Origin of the sequence: Paenibacillus sp. FSL R5-0519 (assembly GCF_037974275.1) — a bacterium.
Taxonomy (GTDB): Bacteria; Bacillota; Bacilli; order Paenibacillales; family Paenibacillaceae; genus Paenibacillus.
Genome location: NZ_CP150234.1, coordinates 5,423,874 through 5,444,914, shown reverse-complemented (window position 1 = coordinate 5,444,914; position 21,041 = coordinate 5,423,874). Strand labels below are relative to the sequence as shown.

At 43.1% G+C, this 21,041-nt stretch carries 23 protein-coding genes; 13 read left to right on the top strand and 10 right to left on the bottom strand.

Going from position 1 to position 21,041, the window contains the following annotated elements; genetic code table 11:
* Nucleotides 1–408 precede the first annotated feature (408 nt).
* On the top strand, nucleotides 409–765 hold the full coding sequence (locus MKY73_RS24555) for a hypothetical protein (RefSeq protein ID WP_339303831.1): 357 nt from the start codon (nucleotides 409–411) through the stop codon (nucleotides 763–765).
* A 167-nt stretch (nucleotides 766–932) separates the two neighbouring features.
* On the opposite strand, the gene MKY73_RS24550 is transcribed toward MKY73_RS24555, so the two are convergent.
* Nucleotides 933–1,274, bottom strand: a complete 342-nt coding sequence (locus MKY73_RS24550) for a helix-turn-helix transcriptional regulator (protein ID WP_315794627.1) — start codon at nucleotides 1,272–1,274, stop codon at nucleotides 933–935.
* Nucleotides 1,275–1,415: 141 nt separating this feature from the next.
* Between MKY73_RS24550 and MKY73_RS24545 the strand changes: the two genes are divergently transcribed.
* The 4 genes from MKY73_RS24545 to MKY73_RS24530 all read left to right on the top strand — a co-directional run bounded on the left by MKY73_RS24545 (nucleotide 1,416) and on the right by MKY73_RS24530 (nucleotide 6,257).
* Complete coding sequence (locus tag MKY73_RS24545) at nucleotides 1,416–1,931, top strand: HEPN domain-containing protein (RefSeq protein ID WP_339303830.1); 516 nt, start codon at nucleotides 1,416–1,418, stop codon at nucleotides 1,929–1,931.
* 517 nt (nucleotides 1,932–2,448) lie between these two features.
* Nucleotides 2,449–2,775, top strand: coding sequence for a nucleoside triphosphate pyrophosphohydrolase (locus tag MKY73_RS24540; RefSeq protein WP_339303829.1), 327 nt, complete (start codon nucleotides 2,449–2,451; stop codon nucleotides 2,773–2,775).
* Entirely contained in the window at nucleotides 2,759–5,203 is a 2,445-nt protein-coding gene (locus tag MKY73_RS24535) for a DEAD/DEAH box helicase family protein (protein WP_339303828.1), read from the top strand. Before MKY73_RS24540 ends, MKY73_RS24535 begins: the two co-directional genes overlap by 17 nt.
* A 454-nt stretch (nucleotides 5,204–5,657) precedes the next feature.
* Entirely contained in the window at nucleotides 5,658–6,257 is a 600-nt protein-coding gene (locus MKY73_RS24530; RefSeq protein WP_339303827.1) for a hypothetical protein, read from the top strand.
* 142 nt (nucleotides 6,258–6,399) lie between these two features.
* Here the strand turns inward: MKY73_RS24530 and MKY73_RS24525 are convergent, their stop codons facing one another.
* The 3 genes from MKY73_RS24525 to MKY73_RS24515 are packed head-to-tail and all read right to left on the bottom strand — an operon-like array spanning nucleotide 6,400 to nucleotide 9,405.
* Entirely contained in the window at nucleotides 6,400–7,188 is a 789-nt protein-coding gene (locus MKY73_RS24525; protein ID WP_339303826.1) for a MerR family transcriptional regulator, read from the bottom strand.
* Nucleotides 7,163–8,089, bottom strand: a complete 927-nt coding sequence (locus MKY73_RS24520; protein WP_339303825.1) for a DUF2268 domain-containing protein — start codon at nucleotides 8,087–8,089, stop codon at nucleotides 7,163–7,165. The genes MKY73_RS24525 and MKY73_RS24520 overlap by 26 nt, the downstream gene beginning before the upstream one ends.
* A gap of 59 nt (nucleotides 8,090–8,148) precedes the next feature.
* Nucleotides 8,149–9,405 carry an MFS transporter gene (locus tag MKY73_RS24515; RefSeq protein ID WP_339303824.1) on the bottom strand — a complete coding sequence of 419 codons (1,257 nt, stop codon included), beginning with the start codon at nucleotides 9,403–9,405 and terminating at the stop codon, nucleotides 8,149–8,151.
* 276 nt (nucleotides 9,406–9,681) lie between these two features.
* Here MKY73_RS24515 and MKY73_RS24510 point away from each other — a divergent pair, with 276 nt between their 5' ends.
* The 3 genes from MKY73_RS24510 to MKY73_RS24500 all read left to right on the top strand — a co-directional run bounded on the left by MKY73_RS24510 (nucleotide 9,682) and on the right by MKY73_RS24500 (nucleotide 11,740).
* Nucleotides 9,682–10,971 carry a galactokinase family protein gene (locus tag MKY73_RS24510; RefSeq protein ID WP_339303823.1) on the top strand — a complete coding sequence of 430 codons (1,290 nt, stop codon included), beginning with the start codon at nucleotides 9,682–9,684 and terminating at the stop codon, nucleotides 10,969–10,971.
* A gap of 172 nt (nucleotides 10,972–11,143) precedes the next feature.
* Nucleotides 11,144–11,425: a hypothetical protein gene (locus MKY73_RS24505; RefSeq protein WP_339303822.1), complete on the top strand. Its 282-nt coding sequence runs from the start codon at nucleotides 11,144–11,146 to the stop codon at nucleotides 11,423–11,425.
* A 36-nt stretch (nucleotides 11,426–11,461) separates the two neighbouring features.
* Nucleotides 11,462–11,740 (top strand): hypothetical protein, encoded by a 279-nt coding sequence (locus tag MKY73_RS24500; protein ID WP_339303821.1) that lies wholly within the window; start codon nucleotides 11,462–11,464, stop codon nucleotides 11,738–11,740.
* Between the two features lie 627 nt (nucleotides 11,741–12,367).
* Here the strand turns inward: MKY73_RS24500 and MKY73_RS24495 are convergent.
* Entirely contained in the window at nucleotides 12,368–12,619 is a 252-nt protein-coding gene (locus MKY73_RS24495) for a hypothetical protein (RefSeq protein WP_339303820.1), read from the bottom strand.
* A gap of 156 nt (nucleotides 12,620–12,775) precedes the next feature.
* On the opposite strand from MKY73_RS24495, the gene MKY73_RS24490 reads away from it, so the two are divergent.
* The 3 genes from MKY73_RS24490 (at nucleotide 12,776) to MKY73_RS24480 (ending at nucleotide 14,469) form a co-directional block, all read left to right on the top strand.
* Nucleotides 12,776–13,591, top strand: coding sequence for a hypothetical protein (locus MKY73_RS24490; RefSeq protein WP_339303819.1), 816 nt, complete (start codon nucleotides 12,776–12,778; stop codon nucleotides 13,589–13,591).
* An 80-nt stretch (nucleotides 13,592–13,671) separates the two neighbouring features.
* On the top strand, nucleotides 13,672–14,124 hold the full coding sequence (locus tag MKY73_RS24485; RefSeq protein ID WP_339303818.1) for a hypothetical protein: 453 nt from the start codon (nucleotides 13,672–13,674) through the stop codon (nucleotides 14,122–14,124).
* Between the two features lie 48 nt (nucleotides 14,125–14,172).
* Nucleotides 14,173–14,469, top strand: coding sequence for a WXG100 family type VII secretion target (locus tag MKY73_RS24480; protein WP_339303817.1), 297 nt, complete (start codon nucleotides 14,173–14,175; stop codon nucleotides 14,467–14,469).
* Between the two features lie 115 nt (nucleotides 14,470–14,584).
* Here MKY73_RS24480 and MKY73_RS24475 read toward each other — a convergent pair whose 3' ends face one another.
* Together MKY73_RS24475 and MKY73_RS24470 are read right to left on the bottom strand one after the other, a co-directional pair.
* Nucleotides 14,585–15,118: a hypothetical protein gene (locus tag MKY73_RS24475; protein WP_339303816.1), complete on the bottom strand. Its 534-nt coding sequence runs from the start codon at nucleotides 15,116–15,118 to the stop codon at nucleotides 14,585–14,587.
* 353 nt (nucleotides 15,119–15,471) lie between these two features.
* The gene (locus MKY73_RS24470; RefSeq protein WP_338591354.1) at nucleotides 15,472–15,750 is read right to left on the bottom strand and encodes a hypothetical protein; all 279 of its coding nucleotides are present in this window, start codon (nucleotides 15,748–15,750) and stop codon (nucleotides 15,472–15,474) included.
* 242 nt (nucleotides 15,751–15,992) lie between these two features.
* Between MKY73_RS24470 and MKY73_RS24465 the strand changes: the two genes are divergently transcribed.
* On the top strand, nucleotides 15,993–16,355 hold the full coding sequence (locus tag MKY73_RS24465; protein ID WP_339303815.1) for a hypothetical protein: 363 nt from the start codon (nucleotides 15,993–15,995) through the stop codon (nucleotides 16,353–16,355).
* Nucleotides 16,356–16,466: 111 nt separating this feature from the next.
* Nucleotides 16,467–17,012, top strand: a complete 546-nt coding sequence (locus MKY73_RS24460; protein ID WP_339303814.1) for a hypothetical protein — start codon at nucleotides 16,467–16,469, stop codon at nucleotides 17,010–17,012.
* A gap of 135 nt (nucleotides 17,013–17,147) precedes the next feature.
* On the opposite strand, the gene MKY73_RS24455 is transcribed toward MKY73_RS24460, so the two are convergent.
* The 3 genes from MKY73_RS24455 to MKY73_RS24445 are packed head-to-tail and all read right to left on the bottom strand — an operon-like array spanning nucleotide 17,148 to nucleotide 20,909.
* Nucleotides 17,148–18,311: a Ger(x)C family spore germination protein gene (locus tag MKY73_RS24455; protein WP_339303813.1), complete on the bottom strand. Its 1,164-nt coding sequence runs from the start codon at nucleotides 18,309–18,311 to the stop codon at nucleotides 17,148–17,150.
* On the bottom strand, nucleotides 18,308–19,816 hold the full coding sequence (locus MKY73_RS24450; protein ID WP_339303812.1) for a spore germination protein: 1,509 nt from the start codon (nucleotides 19,814–19,816) through the stop codon (nucleotides 18,308–18,310). The genes MKY73_RS24455 and MKY73_RS24450 overlap by 4 nt, the downstream gene beginning before the upstream one ends.
* The gene (locus MKY73_RS24445) at nucleotides 19,779–20,909 is read right to left on the bottom strand and encodes an endospore germination permease (protein ID WP_339303811.1); all 1,131 of its coding nucleotides are present in this window, start codon (nucleotides 20,907–20,909) and stop codon (nucleotides 19,779–19,781) included. The genes MKY73_RS24450 and MKY73_RS24445 overlap by 38 nt, the downstream gene beginning before the upstream one ends.
* Between the last annotated feature and the right edge of the window lie 132 nt (nucleotides 20,910–21,041).

Here is a 21,041-nt window from a genome sequence, read left to right as displayed (position 1 = left end):
GCTATTCTTAGCTTTATGTGAACTTTTTTTAAGAAAAATCAGGTAATAACTTCGTTAACTTCATCCAAGATCGAAAGGTTAATTTCATCAAAAGAAAAGAGAACTTTGATAAAAATATCGAATTACATCTTTTATGTTATGATAGGCTCTATTTTTTCTGTTTTTCTGACAGTGTTATATTACAATCTTGGTGTTAATGAATATTTTACATTTTGTATTTCAATCATTGGAACAATTTTTTATTTTACTGTCTTATATGTTAGCCTTACACAAAAAAGTATTTTCGATAAAAGGTTATCAAGGTCAAAGAATCTTACATTCACATTAATCGTACTTACGTTACAAACATTATGTTTTTTCTCCGTGCTCCCAAGTTTCTTAGCCAGTAATATAGCAGAAGGTAGTTTAGTGTTAACTATGGACAAACCAGAAGTGTTATTAATTAATTTAACACTGAGTTTAATTACGTTGTGTTTCTCAAGTTCCATGTTTGTACTATTAATAATAATGACCTTCACACAACTCAGAGAAAAGTTTACTAGGTATGCTTATGAGTGTTTTTATGTTCTAGATCAGGAAGATGAGGAAATAAAATGGTTTATTTATCATCTCCTTGATAAGGATCATTTTTTACTTGGAAATTGTGAGTATATAAATGATGCTACAATTTTCCGTACCGAAGAGCGTTCTAAATTACTCTCCGAGAAAATCCATTTACTGAAATTATTGAAAAATAAGGAGGGGGAAATAGAATACTATATATAGAGAAAAACTGATATATAGGTGATGGCAAATGTTCCATTAAAGCAGTGATGCATTAGCTTCTTGTAAATCATGTCACTTAAAAAGTAGAAAACTTAAAATGTATTATAGATTTTGCGTATCGAAGAAACCCTATCATTCCAATAATGGAGAGATAGGGTTGTTGTTTTTTACATCAATATTCCTTTTATAACATTTTTGGCGGTTCGTATATGTTCTGAATTAGAGTCTCTTAGTAGTTGTACAATTTCCTTGATTTGCTTCTCATCTTCAGTTACTTCAAACTCTTCCTCTACATACGCAAATAATTGAATTAAGTTCACTTCAAGGGACTCAGCGATCTTTGCAAGGTTCACCAAAGAAACATTCTTTTCTCCACGTTCGATCTGTCCTATGTATGAAAAATGAAATCCGCCTTTTTCTCCGAGGGATTCCTGTGAATACCCTCTTTCTTTCCGTAGTGCGCGAATTCTGGCTCCGACCAGCTTCAAAACTTCTCTGTCCTCGTTCACGGTATTCACCTCTCTATGTTCAAAAGTGTAGACAAGTTTTCTCAAGGTAAACACCAAACGAAGAATACAAAATAATTATTTGATTACTATAGGTATCATTTTATTGTATAATACTGGTATTAACTCTTTGGAGGGATGACAATGGCAAGAAATTGGTCCATAACCGAAGCACATTGTAATCACCAAGTAGATTTTACCCCACGTTTGCAAGACCATGATATCTCCACACAACCTAGATCCAAACAAACTCCTGCTTACCATATGCTACATACTACAATATTGGACTATCACCAACATGCTAAGTATCATCTCAAACTTGCCACCATCATGCGTAATCACAATCAGTTCAAAGCCTGCCTCATCCTATGTGATTGGGCTTTAGCCTCAATGATCAAGGCGCTATATATCTATAAGTATCAATCAATACATCTCCCCAAGGAACTCACCATGAACGTAATCTTGCCTCTAGTGCATACGGATACTGAACCCGGATTGGATATTGCCTTGTTCATCGGTACGATACAACATATCTCTTCCCTAGCAGATTACCCATATGACCAACCGATAGAACTGGACAACATTGAAAAGCTTCTTCAACGAACAGAAGAGATATTGGACGAGTTAGCCACTCGATTGAAGGATGATTCATCAGGGTAAGATGTTTTTTTTAATTGATCATTTGGGTTAAATGTTTGATTGATCTATGTTACGCTTACAAGATGACATCATCCAAATAAAGGATATATGAAGCAGAGATTACAAGGGATTTCTTTGCTTTGCATCTGGAAAGTAGGTGTACCTTTTGAAAAAGGTAATTGCTATCGCGTTTTTCATATTATCTATAATGGAATTGGTTACTCTAATCCTAATTGGTAAAAGCATGATGACTGGGTATATGGAACCGAGTACGTTTAGCGGGATAATTTCATTCCCACTAGGCGCTACGTACCTCTCGATCTGGATGTTCTTTTCACGGCAAGAGTTTACCGGAGGACGAGTCGCGGCACAGATCAGTTTTACAGCGGCATTGTTGACGGCGTGCCCATTGGTGTGTTTATGGATTGTTTTCTATTAAATCAACCCATCCCTCCCCATAGCAAATGGTATAATGGCAAAAAGGGAGATTCTGGCGCGAGGCTTGAAGGCTCTCACAGCAGAAAGGATGTTATACCACATGCCTACATACAACAAATTGGTGCGGGACAAGATTCCGCATATTATCACATCCAGTGGCAAGGAATGCCGCACACGCATTCTGGACCCTGAGGAATATAAGCAAGAACTAAGAACAAAGCTGCAAGAAGAATCGGAAGAATACATGAGTGCAGCAAGCGATCAGGAAGCACTGGAAGAACTGGCCGACATCCTCGAAGTGATCCGGGCGCTGGCAGAGGTACACGGTGCCAATGCAGCACAATTGGATAAACTACGGGCAGACAAAGCGGAGGCGCGCGGTGGATTCCAGGAACGGGTGTATCTGATCGATGTCGACGAAGCTTAACGTTAAACTCATTACAGATAACTTGGCAGACGAACTGATTGCCCGGATGCAAAATGCATCCGGGATTTATATTATGACGTCCTTTATCATGCAGTCTGGTGTGAAGTTGCTTGCGCCGCACTTAAAGCGGGCAGCGGAGCGTGGGGCAGAAGTACGGATGCTCGCGGGAGACTATCTGTATATCACGCAGCCGGAGGGCTTACGGGCGCTCTGTGAGGTCGATCCACGAATTGAAGCACGGCTGTGGCGAAGTATGGGCACTTCTTTTCACCCGAAAGCGTATCTGTTCGATCATGACAACGGCGAAGGACTACTGATCGTCGGCTCTTCGAACTTTTCGTTCACGGCGCTGAAGACGGGGTATGAATGGAATCTCGCGATGAATGCGGAGGCGGAGCCATATACGTTCCAGATGGCTTTGGATAAGTTCATGCAGAGCTTCTACCACGAGACAACCTTGCCGGTGAACCCGGATTCGATTGAACTGTATGAGGAAGAGTATCGCAAATATCACCAGAAGAACCCGGAGATGATCCAGCGCATCATGGAAATGGAAGAAGCGGAATTTGGCACAAGTCTGCCAGAGGACAAAGAGGAAGAGACCGCCGAGCTGTCGCTGGTGCCGATTCAACCGCGCTATGCTCAGTTGGATGCCCTCGAAGCACTTCATGGCACGATGGAGGAGCAGTACGATAAGGCGATGGTCGTTATGGCGACCGGGCTCGGCAAAACGTATCTGGCGGGTTTCTTCGCCCAGCGGTTCCAGCGGGTGTTGTTTGTGGCGCATCGGGAAGAGATTCTGTTTCAGGCGAAGAGGTCTTTTCAACGGATCATGCCGGAGCGCAGTCATGGGATATATAACGGTCAGTATAAGGATGGGGCGGCGGATTGTGTGTATGCTTCGATCTTTACGCTGAGTATGCAGAAGCACCGGGATGGTTTTGCGATGGATGCATTTGATCTGATCGTGGTGGACGAATTCCATCATGCGGCGGCGAAGACATATATGTCAGTGATTGAGCATTTTCAGCCGAAGTTCCTGCTGGGCATTACGGCGACCCCGGATCGACTGGATGGCAAGGATGTGTATGCACTCTGTGATGGGAATGTGGCGTACCAGATGCATTTTATTGAAGCGATCCGGCGAGGTTGGCTGGCGCCATTTCAATATTATGGAGTATTCGACGATACGGACTATTCGCAGATTCGCTGGATCGGGACAAAGTATGATGAGGAACAGCTCATGGCCGTTCAATTGCAAGAGGAGCACGTAGAGACGATCTATGCAGCCTGGGTCCGGCACAAACAGACGAGAACGATTGGCTTTTGCTCGTCGATCCGGCAGGCGGATTATTTGGCTGCGTATTTCCGAAGTCAGGGCGTGAAGGTACTTAGTTTGCATTCGCGTACATCGGAGATGTCGCGGGAGGAAGCCATTCGGCAGCTTGATGCGGGTGAGCTGGAGGTTGTTCTGACGGTAGATCTGTTCAACGAAGGGACGGATATTCCACGCGTGGATACGCTACTGTTCGTGCGTCCAACGGAGTCACTCACCGTGTTCACCCAACAGGTGGGGCGTGGTCTACGACTGGCAGAGGGCAAATCGCATTGTGTCATCATCGACCTGATCGGAAACTACCGGAATGCGGATGTGAAGCTGAGCCTTCTGGATGTGCGCGGAGATGAGGAACGAAGCGGAAAAACGATGGATTCGGTTGTGCCTGAGCTTCCGGCTAACTGTGGGATTCACCTGGAGACCCGGGTAGTGTACCTGCTTCAGGAGCTGAGCCGCAAACGGCTACCGCGCCGCGAGAAGTTGCATCAGGATTTTCTGGATGTGAAGCGAGAACTGGGGCGTATTCCGACGTATCTGGAGCTGCACCTCATGGGGCGTTCGAAGAGTATAGGGTATCGGAGCGAATTCGGTTCGTATGTTGGGTTTCTGTATTGGGCAGAGCTGCTGACCTCATATGAGGGAGAGATGTACGTCCGGCACGAGGCTTGGCTGCGTGATGTGGAGAAGACGGTCATGAACAAAAGCTACAAAATGATCGTGCTGCTATACATGTTGGAGCGAGGCGAAGCGCACTGGATGGACCCGATCACACCGGGGGAGATGGCAAGGTTCTTCCATACGTACCTGACGGAGAAAGAGTACCGGAAACGGAAAGACTTTTCGGACAAAGGCAAACTTGCGCTATGGGAATGGAATGATAAGACGGCAACACGGGTTGAGAAACTGATTATCGACATGCCAATGTCTATGTGGAGTGGGGCGAAGGGCAGCATGACACGATTCGAGCATGGCCTGTTCTCGCTGAATGTGCAGGTGAAGGATGCGGAGGAACAGGGGCTGCTATATCGCTGGACGAAGGAGATTTGTTTGTATCGGTTGCATGCTTATTTCGAGCGGGGGACAGGTAAGTAGAGAAGAAGTTCTTATACAGTCAGTCAAACTGAAATTTTACTTGGTAAATAAAAATTTACCAAGAAGAAAAAGCAAAAAGCGTACCATTGGAATAGTGGTACGCTTTTTGCTTACTTGAAATTAACTTTTTGCAGTTCACTTATATTATTCGAATAGGGGAACTTTCTAATAATTGCAGAGAGATCGAACAACAAATATATCAACTTAAAAAAGATTAGATATTATTAATATTAAAAGAGGGTTTTATTATAATTTATTGAATAATATATAATATATGGAAGTGGTATCGTCATAAGGAGGTGAACTATTTAGACCTATTTTTTATTAAAAAGTAGATTGTGCCAGAAACTAGTCCAGCTAAGATAAGAAGGCTAACAACGAGAATAAGTATATTATTCCACACAATATGCATTGTCGAAACCCCTTTCATAATAATTTTTAGGAGGTATTTAAAGTGAAGAAGATCAGTATGTTATTGACATTATTCTTGGTTTCAATATCCATTTCCGTTCTTTTTACTAATTCAGCCCACGCCAGTACAGGTGAGGAAGATACATCCTTAAAAATACAAAATATACTAGATAAGTATGAAGTGAACGAACCATTTTCTGACGAAGATACACAATATTTAAAAGAAAACTCAGCTTTAAACAATAATATAACATATATTCAAAATAAAGGGGACGTATCAGTCTTTTCGGTCTCAAAGAAATTTTTCACAGGTAACAATAAAACATTAGCTTTAACTGGTTATGTAGAATACGATAACGGATTCGGTAAAAATAGTTGGAATTTCTATATGGACGCATGGGACACAGCTGGCATAAAAAGAAACATCCGAGCTGAAGTTAAAATTGATTGTGTGGGTATTGTAAATTTTGAAACTGGAGCAATAGGTAAAATCTATAACAATACAGTAAGCCAGACATCGTCTGGAAAAGTGGATTTCCTTACCTTAAATAAGTCTGATTCATTCACAGGCCTACCTATGTTTGTTTATTATTATCCAAAGGCTACATTTGACGGAGTTGATTTAGCTGGTGAGTTCAGATAAAAACATTTCTAGAAATTAAAATATTCATCACCAGACCCATGGCTAAGGTGCTCTAGCCATGGGTTTATTAGATAGAAAATTTCCATAATGGGGCGTTTAATTGATATCATGGTTCAGTTTTTTCTGTGGGTTCTTTCGGAGATCATCTAACATCTTTCACACCTGATACCAGCTCATTTTCCACATAAAACATAATCGCTTGATACAAAAACCTCAAAAAATTCTCATCACCAAACTGATCAAAATAACCCGCATAGCGACGATCCGTTGTGTAGGCTTCAGCGATACACCTCAGAATCTCAGCATCACAACTCATAAACTGCTCCAGATAACCCTTCCATTCTTCCACCAACACTTGCACCTCACCAGAAGCAGGGGACAGATGCTGATGCTTCGCCAACTCCCGAAATACCTGCTCCATGTTGATCGAGAACTGCTGGTAAGCTTGTTCTTGCTCATCCGCAGACAGCTGGCTCATATTTGCTTCGAATTCCTGATATTTCTCGGTATTTCCGTAGATGAACTTTGCCTCGGATTCATATTGCTCTTGAATGGACAAGATGGAAGAGTCGTCAAACAGATGAAGATGAGAGATATCCGTCCCATCCACATACTCGTCCAACTGTTCGATGATGGTTTCGAGTTTTTGTTTGCGTTGAACGAGTGTACTGCGGTGCTCTCTTAGGATCTCTTTCTGTTCTTCTTTCGAAAGCTGCATCATGGCTGCAATGTCTTTCAAGGAGAAATTCATTTCTTTGAACAACAGAATCATCTGTAGATTCCCCAGTGCCTCTTGATCGTAATACCGATAGCCATTGTCCTCGACTTTGCTCGGTTTTAAGAGATTTGTTTTATCATAATAATGTAATGCGCGTTTGGTGATGCCTGTGATCTGAATAATATCTTTAACGGTGAAATAGGGTGTCTTCATTCCAAAAGTCCTTTGTTTCAGCAAGGATAACACTTGCCGGAGTGATGGTTGCTTCGGTGATCGGTGTACCTGTTTTGGTCAGATAGTATTGAATTAGATGATAACCGCAGGCATAACCAGCCGCATAGGGCATACCTACGGGCGTGAAATTTTGCAGTGTGGAAAGTTCATCGCCGTAAAGATAGGGATTAATCTGGTCAAAACCGGTGACATGCAGCTGGTCTTTCATTTGCGGTTTGATACCGTTGTTCAAAGTCTCCATATCCGTTTTGGCTACCCAGGGGCCTAGCAACTCTTCTCCATACAGGGATGTCGCAAAGCTCTCAGCTAACCCCTCGCTAACAACCATTTCCCCAAGCGTAACATGTTGATCCCACTGGATATATTGATACCTCACGTTATGATTGCATTCATGGGCTAACACGGATTGCATACGAGGTAGAGTATAGCTATTGGGGATCAGGTTCGCAATAATATAACCAGGGATTCCACCATCTCCGCTGATACCTTCGTTCATCGTGAGTGATGGGCTGTTCTTATCGCCTAATAAAATCGTATATAGATATTCGGAGACAGACAGCTCAATCCCATGATCTGTAAAGGTAGATAGACTCGTACGAACAGCTTCATGACAATGTTGCCAAAATGCTTCAGACGAGATCGCAGCTAACGATTCGTTAATCTCAGGTGTGATATCTGCGGGAGTGATATTCAACCAGTTATTCATCATGATCACATCGAAGCCATTAGGGTCTTGAGATCGAAACGGGATCTGTTGTATGTTCCATTTGTTCATAAAGGGACCCATCATACGCTCGCGGTATAACTCCAATTTCTCATCAGGTGCAGCCTGGATGAGCTCCTCATAGATTAGATCTGAACGTAACGCGGTAATCTTCATCCTTGATCTCTCCTTCTTATTCGCTTGAGATCATTATCAAGTATGACCTAACGTAACAGTCAAGCGTTGATGTTGCGCTGCTGGTTCTCTGCATGATTCTTCATCTTCATCGTGAATACCAGCGCAGACAGGATATAGATCAGGCTTAACAAGCGATAAGGGAGTTGCAGCGAGAATACGCGATCGAACGTCGTTTCACTAACCCGCACCAATAATCCACCGAGAAGCGTACCGACGGCACTAATGCCAAAGGATAGAAAGCGAAACACACTTCCAACCCGGCCAAGCATCTCATTAGGAACGGAACGTTGCAGGATGGAGGAACGGGTAACATTGTAGACAATAATGAAAAATGCAGCACAGAAATATAGGCTACCTACCATATATGCATTCGTGGTTAGACCCACGACACCGTAGATGATTCCCATGCACAGAATGGAGGAGATAATCAATTGTTTTGTACTCCATTTCTTGCGCATATATGCAACAGCTTGGCTCCCCACAATGCTGCCGATGGTTGCGATGGAGATGAGCATACCGAATGCAAAAGCATCCAACTGAAGCACGTCTCGTACAAAGAAGATCTGAGTAGCCAGGATGATCGAATACATCAGCGTAATGGTGACGGACAGAATGGCTAATCCGCGGAGAAAACGATCATGATAGACATATTGAATACCAGACCACATCTCGCGTTTCCAATTCTTCATTGGGCGAACTTGCTTCTTGGTTGTTTCCGTATCTCCTGGGTAGAAGTTTCCCTTCATACTGATCAAAAAGAGCAGAGCAATAACAGCCGTTACCGCGTCTATGGCAAAAGGAAAAACAATATGCAGGGTTATAATGAACCCTCCCAGAGCAACGCCCAGAATATCACTTGTGATTAACTGTCCGGCGGTGAACTGCCCATTGGCTTTTTCCAACTTACTCTCATCTACCAGTTGAGGAATCACGGTCTGCACCGTACTGTCGAATACGACCCGGCTAAGGCCAATCCCGAACATGAACAGAGCCAGAATCGGAATGCTCACCCATCCTCCCCAGATACATAACGTCAGAGCAAGCAGAAGGATCATTCGTGTAAAGCCAGCTCCAATCAGCATATGTTTGCGTGAGTATCGGTCAATGAGAACACCTACGGGTAGACTAAAGAGAAGCCAGGGGAGACGAAGTGCCGTCATGGTAATAGAGGCATACAGCGTATCGCTTGTAAGTGTGGATATGAGCCAAGGAACCGCAGCAAGCGTAAGTCCATCACCCAAAAAGGTAAGCGAAAATGCACCGAATAACTTGGTATAGTTCGACTTAATTTTCATCGTTCCCTCCAGCCATAAGATGTAAAGCATAGCTACAATAAGAATGGGAAATAATGTGTTTTCACTTAATAACAATGTAAGTTATTGCAAAATGGATTTCAATCCTATTTTTACAATAAATAACTTCACAAAACGCTTACAAACTTTCAATTCTACCCTACCTTTTCCGCTGCGAAGCTGAGATAATGGGAGAGGAATAAGGCATGAAACAGATGCGACAACGATGTTCACCAACAGCCCAAAAATAAAAGCTGCACATCCATAGGAGGACTATTAATGACGACACAACCATTGAATCTGATCCAATCCACGGAGGGTCAAGCCTTGCTTGCCCAAATGTATGGACAATCACAAGTAGCGGAACAGACTGCACGTTACACGAAGTTGAACGCAACGTTCGAAGAATACTTCGGAGCACAGGAAGGAAGCAAGCTGTTCAGCGCGTCAGGACGCAGTGAGATTGGCGGTAATCACACGGATCATAACCATGGTAAGGTGCTGGCGGGCAGCATTACGCTGGATACGATTGCAGTGGCAGCACCAACTGCGGAGTCGGTAATTACCTTTTACTCAGAAGGCTATGACAAGAAATATGTAATCGATCTCACGGACCTCACGCCCAATACGGAAGACGATGGCACAACAGCATTGATTCGCGGGATGGCTGCGGGTTTCAAAGAATTCGGACACAAGATCGGCGGCTTCCAGGCGTACCTGTCAAGTAACGTGTTCTCGGCATCAGGCGTAAGTTCCTCGGCGTCATTCGAGATGCTGATCTGTACGATTTTGAATCATTTCTATAATGATGGAGCAATGGATGTTGTCACTTTGGCCAAAATCGGTCAGTATGCAGAGAACCATTATTGGAACAAACCTTCCGGTCTGCTGGATCAGATGGCTTGTGCGTACGGCGGACTCATTGCCATTGATTTTGAAAATCCTGCACAGCCGGTGATCGAGCCTGTTCAGTGGGATTTCCAACAGAACGGTTACTCATTGGTCATTGTAAATACGGGCGGCAATCACGCCGATCTAACGGAAGATTACGCGGCTGTGCCCAATGAGATGAGAGCGGTTGCCCAGGCGCTGGGCAGTGAGTATGTTCGGGAAATTACAGCAGACGCCATCTACGCCAACCTCAAGAAGGTTCGTGAAGCGGCTGGGGATCGTGCCGTGCTGCGCGCGCTTCATTTCCTGGAGGAAAACAATCGTGTCGATGGTGAGGTTCAGGCGTTGCGTGATGGACGTTTTGCTGATTTCCTAAAACTGATTACAGCGTCTGGTAACTCGTCATGGAAGTGGCTGCAGAACGTGTATCAGAGTGGTGCTGTGAAGGAGCAAGAGATTGGTATCGCGCTGGCACTCACCGAGAATTATCTGCAAAACCTGGGTGATGGCGCTTGTCGTATTCATGGTGGTGGATTCGCAGGGGTTATCCTTACAATTCTTCCGAACGAAAAAGTGGAAGAGTATATGTCTTGGATGCACGACATGTTGGACACGCCAATTATTGTTGTTAATGTGCGTGCACAGGGTGCGGTGTGCCTGAATGCATTGATTGCCTAATGTAAACTAAACAGTATATAAATAAATAGTTATAATTCAAGGAAGTCCGGGCCATGCCCGGGCTTTTTGGTTTGTTCCATTTTTGAAAAAAACTTCAAACTTTGAAGGGCCGTAATGTGTTATTTAAGTAGTGGTTGTATCTCAATAATGTGCTTATGGGAGGAAGGATCAGATGATTACACCTACAGTAACTGGGCAGGAAGAGGCTCAATTATACGAGGAGATGCGGCGTGCGATCGAAGAATTCGAAGAGGGCGAGGATCGGCATATCGTTCTCAATCGGATGATCAGACAACTCAGATTCGCCAAATGGCGTAAAGATCGGATGCGCAAAGTCGATGCATACTGCCAAAGGATCAAGCCCGCGACATTATGGATTATCTTATCCACAGGTGCTCTGGTGCCCATCTTGTTATTCACGATGTTCATCTGGGTATCTCTATGGGTAGAGTAGCAGGCAACTAGAGAGATAAGGAGAGATCAAGTCCGTATGTTATTTATTGTGTTTTTTATTGCGCTCGTATTTGGTGCTTTGTTGATTTTTCGAATGGATGAGGATAGAAGGTTAAAAGCCGGAGCGCTGACCGTGGTCGTGTTCAGTATTTTGCTGTGTATGCTACTCATATTCCAAATGGGTAGTTACGGAGGCGATTCTTTTAGCTATCTAGGTTTTTTCAATATGTCGTATGGAGCAGCCAACGTATGGGTTCACATTTTTATTGTAATGACACTCGCGGCGTTACTGACGTATCTGGGTGCGGGTGAGTAGCAGAGGAGTGAGGTTAGACAGTGAGGGGAGTTGGTCAGGACTACTCGTCACTGTCTAACCTTTGGCATGTAACAAAGTGCAACGGCTCTGACGTAATTGTGAAATAGGGTGATAATGTTCTGGTAACAACGTGCTACCATTTATTATGGGTCATATTTAATACGGAGAAGAGTAATAAAGACTATATACTCATTTATTCGATGGGGTATATAAGATACAGAGCAAATACAATATAATAGTTCTACTTCTTTGGAAAAAAGAGGATGGGATTTATTGTGTACGACTTCCAATCACGTATAAAGAGCCATGCATCTCTACAAGGCTCTTGGGTAGTATCAATTCTTATAGGCTCAACATCTACTTAAGCGGTTTGATACCATCAGGCACTGAGCCTGTTTTCACTTCATAAGTATCATAATCAACCATTGAAAATATTTCCTGAGTTTTATTTCCTTTTACATATCCCGTCAGTGACACCGTATGAGACAAGTCAGGCGGAATGAACTTGTGGCCTGTAAACTCAACATCAATTCCATAGATACAGTGATACTTATACTAATCAATATTAATAGGGTTAGAGGTGTACGATATTTAATAATAAGCATATCTACTACTCCTTGTGGGAACCTACTTGATTTTTTGGTCAAGTAGCTCTTTCGGTACAACGGCTGTTTGGACTTCAAACGTGTCATAATCAATGAGGATGGTGATTTCGGTTTCTTTATTATTTTTAACATGACCACTCAAACTGATATTGTGACTAAGATCTTTTGGCATAAATTTATGATCAGTGAATTCCACTTCAGTATTATAGTGATCAATAAAGTATTGATGACCCACTTGAGTTGCTTCTTCAATAATTTTGTTTTGATTCGGCATAGAATTACATCCTCCCAATATAAGGGCTAAGATTATAAGTGAAATAGATACAAATTGAATATTTTTTAAAATATTCTTTAACCTCCTATATATGTGAACTTAACACTTTATAAATATACTTTAACTTTTTAGTTCAGTAAACAGAGAGGAGTTTTTATGGATACCTATATAACTGATAAAACATATAAGGAAATTTCAGAACTGGCCTATCTTAATTTGAATGAAGGAGATTACCCTGATACATTGGATTCGGCTAATTGGAAAGTGATTGAGCCAGATGGAGCAAAATTGCATAGAAAGTCTGGGTTCGACGCAGTTGTTTTAAAGAATGATCTTACAGATCAGATTGTCATCGGTTATCGCGGGACTGAACCGGAAGGGAAGCTGACAGATAAAATCGCGGACTGGGAGACGGATGCTTTGGATGTCGTAGGGGGCAGAACGAGAAGGCTTGAAGATTCCATAACCGATCCAGAGCGTCATAATATCTTCAAAAATAGTCCATTCAAACTCATGATGGATAATTCAAGCTGGGAAAACAATCAGTTTAATCAAGCTGAAGAATTGTATGAGGTAGTACAGAAAGCATACCCGGATTCAGATATTTCGCTAACAGGCCATTCTCTTGGCGGTGGTTTGGCTCAATATGTAGCTGCTCGTCATGATGTATCTGGTATGACATACAGTGCTCCAAGTGTAATGAATCTGTTGGATGATATAAGTTTGGCTAAGGTGAATGAAGGTCACTTTGACAACAAAATGGTTAAAGTGGTTCATCCGAGTGATTCTGTAGGAGCTGGCGGAGTAAGTGAATATGACAGGCACGTTGGACTTACGGTGTACAAGGGACAGGATTTTGACACCGCTAATGCGATGTATCAGAACTGGAAGTTTCAATTACAGTTAAAGGTCCCTTTTCAACCTCTCGGTGCAGGCTCGCCGATGTTGGTTCATGACGTTGGAGTAGAGTAGATCTGGATAAGCTGTACATTGGAAATATCGTTAGATTATTGGATTCCTTCTCGAAGGACGAAGGCAAGGGGTACCATTCCATGAAGCAATATGAGTTTGATAAGGATGGCAACTTAATTGGTCCGTTAATCAATCGTAGTACGGGAAAGACACTTGATATTTCTCCAAGATGGACTGCCCACCAGAAAGCAATGGCTGTGTTCTCTAATGTGATGTCTGGTGCAGTAGCTTCGTTTATATCGGGAGTAGGTAATTCTGGTGGTGGTAAGATTCAATTAACACCGGAAGAATTAGCTCAGTCTGCCCGGGAAATGAGACTGAGCTTGAGCGGATTTTCCAACGATGCACAAGCTTCGATTCAGATGTTCCAGACCCATATAGCAACGAGCGAAAGTCAGTCTTTTACCCCGATTGCTTATAATGCAACAGCTACTTTGCAACAAATTAACCGTTGGTACCAGGAGTCCATAAGTGAGATTGCAGATTATATTGAACGAAAGAGAGAGGATTTTGTAATCGCTGATCAGCAATAATAATAATAATGGAATTTATATAGATAGATTAACTGGAGGAAAGTGGACATGGGCAGAATATCCGTATCCCTGTCAGATTTACGAAGAGCTGTTCAACAATGCGAACAATTGCAGCAACGGCTCGTACAACAGGAACAGAAGATGCGTGCAATTCATGGAAGGCTGCAGCAGGATTGGGTAGGAAAATCGGCAGATGAGTTAACGTATAAAATGCAGTCTTTTGTAGAGGGAGCATCTGTGAAACTAACTGAACTTGAAGCTCATAAAGAGGAATTGAAGCGATACATTCGCAAAATGGAGGAAGCAGACAGAGAAGATCAAAGAAACCGCAGCAGAATACAGTAATTATCTATATCTGCTCACAAGTAAATAGTCAGATAGGAAGAAATCTTCCCATCTAACTATCCTTTATTTCGTTCATACATTTATGAAGTCACTAGAGTAATCGGACTGTTACTGTTTAGTGTAAATCAGGAATATGCTTGTTCAAAGATTGTACGTTACCCTGAATATACTGGTGGTAATCGCGGAAGCTGCTGATGTGATGCAAGGAATCAGAATTCTCGGATTGAATCTTAATCTTGCCATCCTGAGGCAATTTCTTCATCTCGGCAATGACAGATTTGGAACCTTGAATATCACCTGACATGTCCTGAATTCGCTGTAATAAAGCGGGATGTCCTTCATGCTGGAGCATTTCGGCGAGTGGTCTCATCTCCTCCAGCTTTTGGCTCGACCGTTCAAGCATGGTCATTACTTTGTCTCCATCTGTACTTGCACTAAGCGAAACCATCCGGTGGATATGATCTTTCTCCATACGCTCAAGCGCCTCAAGATGGGAAGCTTCCAGTCGTTTGGGATCACTCCAACTCTCCGTACGAACGGTGTCATTCTGCTGCGGGGAAGCATTATTCACAGTGCCATTGCCACAGCCCCATAACAGAGTTGAGCAGGTTAACACGGCTCCAACGGCGATGATACTTTTTAACCTCATACTGTCACTCCTTCAATAATTTCCTGAAGGTAGTATGAGCAATAATATCCAAAATGATGCTTACTCGCTTCATTTCTCTGCCATAATTAAGCACATCACTGGTTTATCTGGTCAAAACGGCCTAGATGGATTGAATATTATTTAGCTATTCGAACTGAAATTACAGACTTTCTGCTTATTTTTGTAGGATCTGTTTTCGGGTATACAGATATTGATTTATAATGATTGGATATATAAAGGTAAATTGTTACAAATAAACTACGCCTAACAACTGAAAAAAAGAGGCCTGGACGTTTTATCCAGGCCATTCCTAATGAAACACAAAATTTGGTGTATCACTTTGCAGTTTTTTCTCAGGAAGAAGGTACTTCCTTTTTCGGGTTTCGACTATCGATAAACCAACCTGGTCCTTCTACACTGATAACCTCCTGTGAGTCGTAGTTATAGGAAACGGTGATACGTTCATCCTCATGTCCCGTTATATGACCGTATAAATATAGACGTGAATGAATGGAAGGATCATCAATATCGTGACTCGTTACAATAAAGTCCGCATTATAGTATTTCTTTATGTACTCAACACTTATTGGTGTAGCTGTTTCAACAATACTTTGCTTATCTGAGGTAGACATACTTGAACATCCTCCTAATAAGAATAGAAAAATAAGTAAGGTCAGAGCTGCAGGTTTTATTCGCATAAGCGTTAATTCTCCTTTTATGGAAATAAAATCCAATCACACTTTAATATAAATTATTATAATAGACAGCGGTGTATCATGACATATGTAAATGAATGGAAGAGGCCGACCGCGAAGATCGACGCAAAGCTCGGAACCCTTAGTAATCGTCCTTATTTTCCGAGCTGGGAGGAATAATGTTTATCTATAACAATTTGGTCTGGCGCTGGACCATCAATTTTCTGTATCCTGCCATTATTTTTGTCTTTCAGAGCTGGGGCCCGATATTGAATTCATGGACAGGTCCTATTTTGTTCGTCGCGGTGTTCTGCTTTCTATGGAGCGATGTAAAAGACATGTTCCTCTCGACGGGATTGACATGGTTTATTGCCATCCCGTGCTGGTGGTATTGGATTGAACGTCCGAAACCATCGTTTGGCGCAGAGAATTTTGCTGCACATCTATGGTTAATTGTACTGATGTATATTGTCTTTGTGCTCATTCCTCAGACCTTAATCCTGACTACTCGGTTGCGGGTCATGCATTATTATAAGAAGTGAATGTTAGTTGAGCGTAGGCCGGCCGTTGCCGTTATTTTATAAATTGATCGTAGTAAAGAAGGTGTACAAAGAGGTATGCGTATGACTCGTAATTGGAAAAGGAGAACGTACGTGAAGTTCTTTGTATTGCTCGCTGGAATGCTGTTTTTGATACGTTCTTGTGGTCCGCAAGACATCGACACAATCTTAAGCGAAAAAGGCATTCCCCCAGAACAGGTAAAGCTAGTTACAACTATTGAACCGCGAACACAATTGGTTTTATATCAAGATCTCACTACGAATAACCTGACTCCTGCTTTGATCCAGCAAAAGTTGTGGTTCTCCGAACTAGACAAATTAGGCGGTGGTCTGCATGATAATCCGGCCGAGCCGCTTTCTTCTCATATATCAGGATACGAGAAGTCTAAAGGCAAAATGATCTATATTATATACGGTTATCTCCATAATGCTGATATTACCCAGGTAAATATTCGTTACGAACCAGATCCGGCATCTGCACAAGTGGAAGCCGAGATCGTTGAATCTTCTTCCGATCAATCCAGCGGTAGGTTGTGGTATGCGGTAATCCAGCAGCCGATTCACGAGATGATATGGGACATAAAAGGATTAAATGACGAAGGTCACATGATATACTCATCTCTCCATAGTGAAGATTAGGAAGTAGGCTGGCTGATGGAATGGAAACTTCGCAGTCATAGATCCGCATAATCCGAACTGCAAACGAATGATATCCATATAAACAAACACCCCTTATCCGTCGTACCAGACGGGCAAGGGGCTTCGTTTTTTTTGCTATACTTTCCTTTTATATTTCCCTGTATATGGGATCGTAAGGTGTATATTGAGTTCCTCAATAGAATCCTCGGATAGAATTAATTTTTCTCCGTCACCGGATAACTTGTGCCACAATTTCGGGTCTTTGCGGTACAGTTTTTCTTGCAGGCCGAATACATCCACTCCTCGTTCCAAGCCATGGCGATACGTTTCCATAATCTGTTCTTTTAGTTTATCTTCACTTATCCGGGTCATTTCATCGTATGGCATGGGAACCAGATATTCATATAATGCTGTTAGATATTTGGCATCAATAGAGAATGTGACGTGATCTCCGTGGATAATCGGTTTAATTTTAATGGTAGGCAGACCAACACTGAGGGCTCCATAGATGACATTGTCCTTCTGAATCAGCAAGGGTGCTCGGCGCATGCCTTTGACCAGCCAGTGGTAACCCGGTAGATCATTGTGTGACATGAACTCAAAATTCTTTCCCGTCCTCTCGAAAAAGGCTCCTTCGATCAGGAACAAATCATGTTCTTTTTTATTTTGCAGCCAGAGTTCCTTATTCAAAGAAATGACTGGTAGATACGTTGTAGTTGCGGGATCATTGTGCGTTGCAATCAATTCGAAGCTGAGTACGGGTGCAAATAAAGAATTTTCCATGTAACTGGGCAAAGGATTGTGGAGGATGCTGTCCAGCGGTGAAAGATTGTAAATGGATGCTGTACTCAAAATATCCAGTAAAGGTTCACGTGTACCATATACCCAGGTGGTATAACGGGCCTCGGGGAAGCGACCCAACATGTCAAACACATCTTTGATGTGTTTGTTATTCAACACACCCTCTGCAAGTACAATCGCGGTCACATGTCCCCAGGCGATGTGTAATTGCGAGGCCCGCCATAACTCATTCATCGCGAGACTCATCGTTTTTCCTTCCGCATGACCTACCCAGATCGGAGGAGGTTCCGCAGTTTTACTGGAGCTCTCACTTTTGGCTATACTCGAAAAATCCAGTGTCTGTACATAAATGTGATACATGCCGTCTTTAAAATCGACACCGATCGCCTTGGCATAGTCTACTTGCTGAATTTCATACGCACTCCAGCATCCGGTCGTCATGATGACTAGGGAAAGACTAAACAATCCTAGTACACAGCGACGCAACAGTCTGTTCATCGTTCATTACCTTCCTTGCGCGGTTTCTGCGTCTCCAAATAGACAGGTCTGCGTTTGCCAATGCCCGTTGGCATTTTGAATAAAGATGAGAGAGCTTGTTTGAAATTCAGTGGGGTTAAAGGCGTCAGATAGGGGATGCCGAATGACTTGAGATCAGTCAGGTAGATGAGAAATAAAATCATCGACAGAATGAACCCATAGATGCCCAGTGTTACCCCTAAGACAAAACATAGAAAACGAAGAATCAGGATGGAACTTGTCATGACTTGATTGACAATGGTTGCTCCAGCTACCACGGTTACAGCAATAACGACAATCATCAACGGGGAGACCATACCGGCGCGGATGGCCGAGTCCCCAATAATCAGACCGCCCACGACCGTTAAAGTCTGACCGATAGCGCTTGGCAAACGAACCCCGGCTTCCCGGAACAATTCCATCAGCAACATGATTAGAAACATTTCTATGCCAGATTCCATAGGCAGACCCATCCGTCCAACAGATATCGTTGCTACGAGTGGAAAAGGGATCTGATCCATATGAAAAGAAGTTAACGCAATATAAAATCCGGGCAAAAATATGGTGACCAACAGACCGATAAACCTCAACATGCGACCTACATTGACAGGTAAAAAAGGAAAGCTGGCATCCTCTGGTGATTTGAGCAACAGAAACAGATTAACGGGTCCGATGATTGCACTGGGATTACCATCTACAATGAGAATGAAGCGACCATTGAGTAAGCATTCTGCTGCAAAGTCTGGCCTGCCGGTATAGTGAGTTAACGGAAATAAGGTGATTTTGGCAGGTGATAACAACTCTTCAAGTTCATTGGCCGTCATGATACGTTCTGTTTCGATTGTGCGAAGGCGATGCTTGACTTCTTCAATTAATTCCGGGTTAGCAATGTTCTTGATATACATCAATGCTACCTTGGTGGCCGACCGTGAGCCAATAAGTTCGATATTGCAGGCTAATTGGTTGGTACGGAGTCTGGTACGAATCAAAGCGACATTCACGGCAAGAGGTTCAATAAAACCGTCCCTCGCTCCACGGATGGATACTTCTGTCGTGGATTCTTCAGGTGTCCGTGTAGGTATGTTGGAAATGTCTAGGCTCCACATGGCTTGAAGAGAGGGGAGGCAGATGAGAATATGTCCTTCAAATACACGTAGGGACATGAGTTCAGTCCCATACGCCGGATCATTCAGATCAAGAGTGCTCCACTGGAGACTGATATTTTTTTCGATGTCAGAAATGCGAACAAAATGAGTTGATTCATAGGTCCTTTTCAAATCTGGCAGAATGATATCATAGATGGCTTGAGTATCGACCATACCGCTGCAATAGCACATAATCAGCTTCATTTGCGAATCGCCAAATATATGTTTATCGATGATGACATCATCAGACCCGGCAAAAAAGGTTGTCAGATTGTGTTCGGTCATATGGAAAGGTGTATTCGGTTCAGGTTTTGTTGGTGTTGTTTTGGGTGGATTCGACATGTTGAGCAACCTCCTTGTCCTTTTTGTGAATGAGAGCGGCCAGCGTTAACAGGACAGTAACGATTGCCACATAAGCGAGCATGACGGGAAACTGGATATGGTCCACATAATAATCCACATAATCAATGCGCCACCACTGGATGGCAAAAGCGCACATAACGAATGAGATACAGAGAATGGCGATATATCGCTTCTTCGGTCTGCGGATATCCAGCAGGTCCACGATAAGATAGATCGAGATGGCTACTCGGGCGAATGAACCGCTCAGCCATTGGTAAATGGAGAGAAAATCCACGTGCTGAAACAACTTGCCGATATTCACAAGTTTCCATTGTTCATAGGGACTGTTTCGCTGTTTGGCAGCCTCTTCCGGGCCAAATTCCACAATGGCTCCCATGGTAGGTCCAATGGCCATACTGATCATGAAGATTCCAAGTAACAGGACATGCCACCAGCGAAGCTTGCTTTTGATCTCATGCTGGAACAGCATTAGAATCCAAATCTCCATTAGTCCGGCAAGAGAATAGATCATCCCCCGCATAATCGGAGCGAAGCCGTGTTCCATCATGGGGAATAACTGACCATAATCTTTATACTTCATATTGGCAGACATGACGAAGTAGCCAAGCAGAATAACCAGTGGCAGAAGGATGCTTGAAGTCATGGCAATAGAACGGATTCCTTTAGCTGCTGACCATGCTGCAACGAGTACACCGACTCCGGCTAACACATAGGTGGGTGTGAACGGCAGATAGGTAGATACCGTCCAGTTCGTTGTTTCATATAAAGTATGTGTCCCTAACGCAAGCAGCAAAATTGCAGCGGTTATGCGAAAAATCCACGATGGAATAATGCCAAACTCTCGGGTGATCCAATCGGTTAACCGCTGTCCACGCACGCGCCGAATAACGATAAACATCATGCATAGAAACAACATGAAGAGCGGTGCAGCTACAACAACTGACAACCAGCCGTCACGACCAGCCTCTTCAAGAATTGCAGGAATGGACAAGACGTGACAGACCAGTCCGGCACTTAATAAAATGATGGAAAAGGATAGCCAGATCGTAATTTGACCTTTTTCCTGGCTCATGGCATTCACCGTCCGCTCAAGGTAGTTTCCGTTAGGTTGCACAGCATATGGGAAATTGATTCCTTTTTCAGATTTTTTCACAAAAAGCTGCAAACGAGATGGACGGACTAACCAGAAAGCTATAACATACAG

Coding starts and splice junctions, on each gene's coding strand:
- MKY73_RS24545 (WP_339303830.1), top strand. CDS start 1,416: ATGGCAAGAAATTGGTCCATAACCGAAGCACATTGTAATCACCAAGTA.
- MKY73_RS24540 (WP_339303829.1), top strand. CDS start 2,449: ATGCCTACATACAACAAATTGGTGCGGGACAAGATTCCGCATATTATC.
- MKY73_RS24535 (WP_339303828.1), top strand. CDS start 2,759: ATGTCGACGAAGCTTAACGTTAAACTCATTACAGATAACTTGGCAGAC.
- MKY73_RS24525 (WP_339303826.1), bottom strand. CDS start 7,188: ATGAAGACACCCTATTTCACCGTTAAAGATATTATTCAGATCACAGGC.
- MKY73_RS24520 (WP_339303825.1), bottom strand. CDS start 8,089: ATGAAGATTACCGCGTTACGTTCAGATCTAATCTATGAGGAGCTCATC.
- MKY73_RS24515 (WP_339303824.1), bottom strand. CDS start 9,405: ATGAAAATTAAGTCGAACTATACCAAGTTATTCGGTGCATTTTCGCTT.
- MKY73_RS24510 (WP_339303823.1), top strand. CDS start 9,682: ATGACGACACAACCATTGAATCTGATCCAATCCACGGAGGGTCAAGCC.
- MKY73_RS24505 (WP_339303822.1), top strand. CDS start 11,144: ATGATTACACCTACAGTAACTGGGCAGGAAGAGGCTCAATTATACGAG.
- MKY73_RS24500 (WP_339303821.1), top strand. CDS start 11,462: ATGTTATTTATTGTGTTTTTTATTGCGCTCGTATTTGGTGCTTTGTTG.
- MKY73_RS24495 (WP_339303820.1), bottom strand. CDS start 12,619: ATGCCGAATCAAAACAAAATTATTGAAGAAGCAACTCAAGTGGGTCAT.
- MKY73_RS24490 (WP_339303819.1), top strand. CDS start 12,776: ATGGATACCTATATAACTGATAAAACATATAAGGAAATTTCAGAACTG.
- MKY73_RS24485 (WP_339303818.1), top strand. CDS start 13,672: ATGAAGCAATATGAGTTTGATAAGGATGGCAACTTAATTGGTCCGTTA.
- MKY73_RS24480 (WP_339303817.1), top strand. CDS start 14,173: ATGGGCAGAATATCCGTATCCCTGTCAGATTTACGAAGAGCTGTTCAA.
- MKY73_RS24475 (WP_339303816.1), bottom strand. CDS start 15,118: ATGAGGTTAAAAAGTATCATCGCCGTTGGAGCCGTGTTAACCTGCTCA.
- MKY73_RS24470 (WP_338591354.1), bottom strand. CDS start 15,750: ATGTCTACCTCAGATAAGCAAAGTATTGTTGAAACAGCTACACCAATA.
- MKY73_RS24465 (WP_339303815.1), top strand. CDS start 15,993: ATGTTTATCTATAACAATTTGGTCTGGCGCTGGACCATCAATTTTCTG.
- MKY73_RS24455 (WP_339303813.1), bottom strand. CDS start 18,311: ATGAACAGACTGTTGCGTCGCTGTGTACTAGGATTGTTTAGTCTTTCC.
- MKY73_RS24450 (WP_339303812.1), bottom strand. CDS start 19,816: ATGTCGAATCCACCCAAAACAACACCAACAAAACCTGAACCGAATACA.
- MKY73_RS24445 (WP_339303811.1), bottom strand. CDS start 20,909: ATGAGCCAGGAAAAAGGTCAAATTACGATCTGGCTATCCTTTTCCATC.